Origin of the sequence: Paraconexibacter sp., assembly GCF_041602235.1 — a bacterium.
In the GTDB taxonomy this organism is placed as follows: domain Bacteria; phylum Actinomycetota; class Thermoleophilia; order Solirubrobacterales; family Solirubrobacteraceae; genus Paraconexibacter.
This window is the reverse complement of sequence record NZ_JBFIGP010000295.1, coordinates 1-4,606: the sequence shown is the minus strand read 5'-3', so window position 1 is coordinate 4,606 and position 4,606 is coordinate 1. Positions and strand designations below refer to the sequence as shown.

At 72.9% G+C, this 4,606-nt stretch carries 4 protein-coding genes; 3 read left to right on the top strand and 1 reads right to left on the bottom strand.

Annotation, left to right across the window (positions count from 1 at the left end):
* The first annotated feature begins 157 nt into the window (after positions 1-157).
* Complete coding sequence (locus tag ABYE80_RS17405) at positions 158-1,948, top strand: hypothetical protein (protein WP_372791573.1); 1,791 nt, start codon at positions 158-160, stop codon at positions 1,946-1,948.
* Positions 1,949-1,964: 16 nt separating this feature from the next.
* Here the strand turns inward: ABYE80_RS17405 and ABYE80_RS17400 are convergent, their stop codons facing one another.
* Positions 1,965-2,900, bottom strand: coding sequence for a PfkB family carbohydrate kinase (locus tag ABYE80_RS17400; protein ID WP_372791572.1), 936 nt, complete (start codon positions 2,898-2,900; stop codon positions 1,965-1,967).
* A 53-nt stretch (positions 2,901-2,953) separates the two neighbouring features.
* Here ABYE80_RS17400 and ABYE80_RS17395 point away from each other — a divergent pair, with 53 nt between their 5' ends.
* Entirely contained in the window at positions 2,954-3,916 is a 963-nt protein-coding gene (locus ABYE80_RS17395) for a zinc-binding alcohol dehydrogenase family protein (protein ID WP_372791571.1), read from the top strand.
* A 70-nt stretch (positions 3,917-3,986) separates the two neighbouring features.
* The coding region (locus ABYE80_RS17390; RefSeq protein WP_372791570.1) for a DEAD/DEAH box helicase at positions 3,987-4,606 on the top strand (620 nt) is incomplete at its 3' end.

Here is a 4,606-nt window from a genome sequence, read left to right as displayed (position 1 = left end):
GCTGATGGTCGCCGCGTTCGGCGGCCTCGTGTTCGGGATGCTGCCCGAGGTCGCGGGCGGGCTGTCGGGCAAGAAGGCCGCACGGACCGTCATGGCGTTCATGCGCGGCCAGTAGCCGCCGCATCACCACCTCGGCAGGTGCGGGATCATCCCGCCGATGATCCGCGTCGGCCTGCCGATCCTGCTCACCGTGGTCGCGCTCGCCATTCCGTCGAGCGCGGCTGCGGCACGCGACCTGCAGGCCGATATCGATGCCGCGCCGGTCGGGGGAACCGTCCTCGTTCCGGCGGACACCTACGACCAGACGGTCGTGATCACCAAGGACCTGCGGCTCCAGGGCGAGGGCGCGGGATCGCGCATCGCGCCGAGCACCCCCGGGCTCGACGCGCTCATCCGGGTCGAGGGGCCCGTCGAGGTCACGATCTCCGCGCTGCGCCTCGACATGGGGACGGCCGCTGGTGGGGTCCGTGCGCGCACGGGCGCCCGCGTCGCGGTAGACGGCGTGACGATCGTGGGCGACTCAGCGACCCAGCAGAACGGCGTGGCTTTCGAGAGCGGGGCCGGTGGCGTCGTCCGCGCGAGCACGGTCAGCAACGTCCGCTGCGCGGCCTGCGCCGCGGACCCGTCGCTCGACGCCGGCACGGCCGGCGGGGCAGCGGTGCTCGCCGACCGCAGCGCCGCGACCGGGGTCACCGTCGTCGGCAGCACGCTGGCCGGCAACCGCTACGGGGTGCGTGCGGTCGCCGCCCCCCGCGTGGACGTGCTGTCCAGCACGATCACCGGCGTCGCGGGTACGGGCGTCGGCGTCGGGGTGCTGGATTGCGACGCGACCTGCGGGGGCACGGCGCAGGCCACGCAGGGCGTCATCCACGGCTCGACGATCACCGGCCTGGCCCATGGCGTGCTGGTGGGTGACCTGGTGTCGGATGACGGGCTCGTCCCGGCGCCCGCGGTGGGGGCCAGCCGGGTCGTCGACAACGGCACGGGGATCACCAGCGATGTCCCGCTGCAGGCCCGGAGCGTGTGGTGGGGCTGCAACGCGGGCACCGGCGCCGCGGGATGCGACACGGTCGCGGGCGCGGGGGCGATCACGACGACGCCGCACCTCGTACTGCGACTGCTGTCGTCCGCGTCGTCGATCCCGACGGGGGGCGCGACCGCCCAGCTCACCGCCGATCTCTCCCGCGACAGCTCCGGGGCGGCGACCGGGGCGGCGTTCCCGGACGGGACCGCGATCGCCTTCGGTTCGGCCCGAGGCAGCGTGGCCCCGTCCACCGCTCCGACGAGATCGGGGGCGGCTGCCGCGGTCCTCACGTCGGGGGTCGATCCGGGTGACGGCGCCCCGACCGCCACGCTCGACGGTGAGACGGTCGGCGTGCCGGTGGCGTTCACGAGCCCGCCACCGACCGCCGTCACCGCCCCGGAGGCGGTGGCCCCCGCGCCGCCGCCGGCACCCGCACCCTCGGCACCCACACCCGCGCCGACGACGGGCGCGGAGCGCCTCGCCGCAGCCCGCAAGGTCATCGGGTCCAAGGTCGTGCGCCTGCAGAAGGCGCCGGCTCCGGGGGTGATCTACGTGGACCGGGCGATCCGCACCGGTCGCGGCACCCTGACGGTGCCCGACGCGGCGATCGTGTCCCTGATGGTGCTGGCCTGCCCCGAGACCGCCTGCGACGCCGGGGTCAGCGCTCGCGTCACGCGCGCCTCGAGGAGGAAGGCGCAGAAGCTCAGGGCCTTCAGCCTGCGCCGCGCGGAGTTCTCCCTGGCCGCCGGGCGCCAGCGGTTGGTCGCCGTGCGCCTGACGAAGGCTCAGCGGGACGGCATCCGCCGCGCCCGCAGGGCGACGATGCGCGTCGTGATCGCGGTCTCCGACCCCGCCGGGAGACGCCAGAAGCGGACCCTCAGCGTGACGCTGAAGATCCGCCCGCCGGCGAAGACCCGGAGGTGAACGCGCCGGGCGGCGCTCAGGCGCGCAGCGCGACCGGTGCGTCCTGGAACGCGGTGATCGTCTGCAGCTCGCTGACGCGGGCCGCGATCTCCTCGCCGGTGAGACGCGCGACGCGGTCCGTCCCGAACTCCTCCACGTTGTAGGAGGCGAGGGCCGTGCCGTATGCCATCGCGCGGCAGAGCAGGTCGTGGGTGACCGGCTCGCCCCTGTGGGCCGCGACGTACCCGACGAAGCCGCCCGCGAACGTGTCGCCGGCGCCGGTCGGGTCGACCACGGACTCCAGCGGGTAGGCGGGCAGCGAGAAGAAGCCGTCGGCGGTGACGAGGACGGCGCCATACTCGCCCTGCTTGGCGACGACCGCGCTCGGGCCCCACGTCAGCAGCTCACGGGCCGCGCTCACGAGGTTCGGCTTCGCGACGAGCTGCCGCACCTCCGCGTCGTTGAGGATCAGGCAGTCGACCATGCCGATGACGTTGCGCAGGTCGTCGCGAGCGATGTCGATCCAGAGGTTCATGGAGTCGAGCGCGACCCACTTCGCCCCCGTCGCCTGCTCGCGGACCTGCGCCTGCAGCGCCGGCACGATGTTGGCGAGGAACAGGATCTCGCTGTCCTTCGAGGCCTGCGAGAGCTTGGGCTCGAAGTGCTCGAAGACGTTCAGCTGCGTGTCCAGCGTCTCGCGCGAGTTGAGGTCCCAGCCGTACTCGCCCTTCCAGAAGAAGGTCTTGCCGCCCGCGACCTGCTCGACGTCGTCGGTGTTGGTGCCGCGGGTGCGGAGGACCTCGAACGCCGCGTCGTCGAAGTCCTCGCCGACGGGGCCGACCGCACGGATCTCGTCGAAGAACGACGCCGCCAGGGCGAAGTGGGTTGCTGCGCCTCCCAGCATGCGCTCGCGCTCCCCGAACGGGGTCTTCACGGCGTCGAAGGCGATGGATCCGACCACGGTCACGCTCATAGGTCGGCGAGGCTATCGAGCCGCCGCGGGCGACGCCGGTACGGTCCGCGGCGATGCGAACGATGCGTGCCGTCCGTCAAACCGCCTTCGGGGGCCCCGAGGTCCTGGAGCTCGTCGAGATCCCGGTGCCCGAACCGGGCGAGGGGGAGGTGCTGATCGAGGTCAGCACCGCCGGCCTGAACTTCGCCGACACCCACACGCGCGAGAACTCCTACGTCCAGGAGTCGCACCTGCCGCTGGTCCCCGGCGCGGAGGTCGCGGGCGTGCGGTGCGACACCGGCGAGCGGGTCGTCGCGATGACCGGCGGCGCGGGCGGGTACGCGCAGTTCGCGGCGGTGCGGAAGGACCGCTGCTTCCCGATCCCGGAGGGCGTGGACGACGCGACGGCGCTCGCGCTGCTCATCCAGGGCCTCACGGCGTGGCTGCTGTACGACCAGGCGCACGTGCGGGACGGCGAGAGCGTCGTCGTCGTGTCCGGGGCCGGTGGGGTCGGATCGCTGGCGGTGCAGCTCGGCCACCAGTTCGGCGCCGGCCGGGTGATCGCGACGGCGTCCACGGAGGACAAGCGCGCGCTGTGCCTGGAGCTGGGGGCCGACGCGGCGACGGACACCTCGCCGGACGGGCTCACTGACCGCATCCTGCGTGCCAACGCGGGCGAGCCGGTGGACGTGGTCTTCGAGATGGCGGGCGGCGCGGTCTTCGAGGAGTGCCTCGGCGCTCTCGCCCCGTTCGGGCGGATGATCGCCTACGGCATCAGCTCGAAGGAGCAGAACGAGGTCCGGACGGGGAAGCTGCTGCGGCGGTCGCTGACCGTCACCGGGTTCTGGTTCGGTCACTGCCTGGACCGCCCGGGGATGGTCGCCGCCGCGCTGGAGGATCTGTACGCGCGGGCCGCCGCCGGCCGGTTGCGGGTCGTCGTGGGGGCGACGTACCCGCTCACCGAGGCGCGCCAGGCGCAGGTCGACCTCGCGGCACGCCGGACCCAGGGCAAGCTCCTGCTCGACGTGTCGCGCTGACCGCGGCGATGACGGCCCGTGCCGCCCACGTACCCGCGCGGTATCGCATCTCCGTCTACTCTGCAACGAGATGACCACCTTTGCCGACCTCGGGCTTTCAGAGGCAACCCTCAAGGCCCTGTCGGACGTCGGGTACGAGAAGCCCTCCCCGATCCAGGAGCAGGCGATCCCCGCCATGCTCGGCGGGCAGGACGTGATCGGGCAGGCTCAGACCGGCTCCGGCAAGACCGCCGCGTTCGGCCTGCCGATCGTCGAGTACGTCGATCCCGAGGTCCAGGAGGTCCAGGCGCTCGTGCTCACGCCGACGCGCGAGCTGTGCATCCAGGTCACCCAGGCGATCCGCGGCTACGGCCAGCCCCGCGGCGTCGATGTCGTCGCGGTCTTCGGCGGCGCCCCGATCAAGACCCAGCAGGCGCAGCTCAAGGCCGGCGGGCACGTCGTCGTCGGCACGGTCGGACGCGTGCTGGATCTGATCAGCCGCCACTCGCTCGTCCTGCACGACTGCCGGTTCGTCGTGCTCGACGAGGCGGACGAGATGCTCGACCTGGGGTTCCTCGACGACGTCGCGAAGATCCTGTCGCTGACCCCGAACAGCCGGCAGACCGCGCTGTTCAGCGCGACGATGGCGCCCCCGATCCGCAAGCTGGCGGACAACTACCTCTACGAGCCCGTGCACGTGAAGGTCCAGGC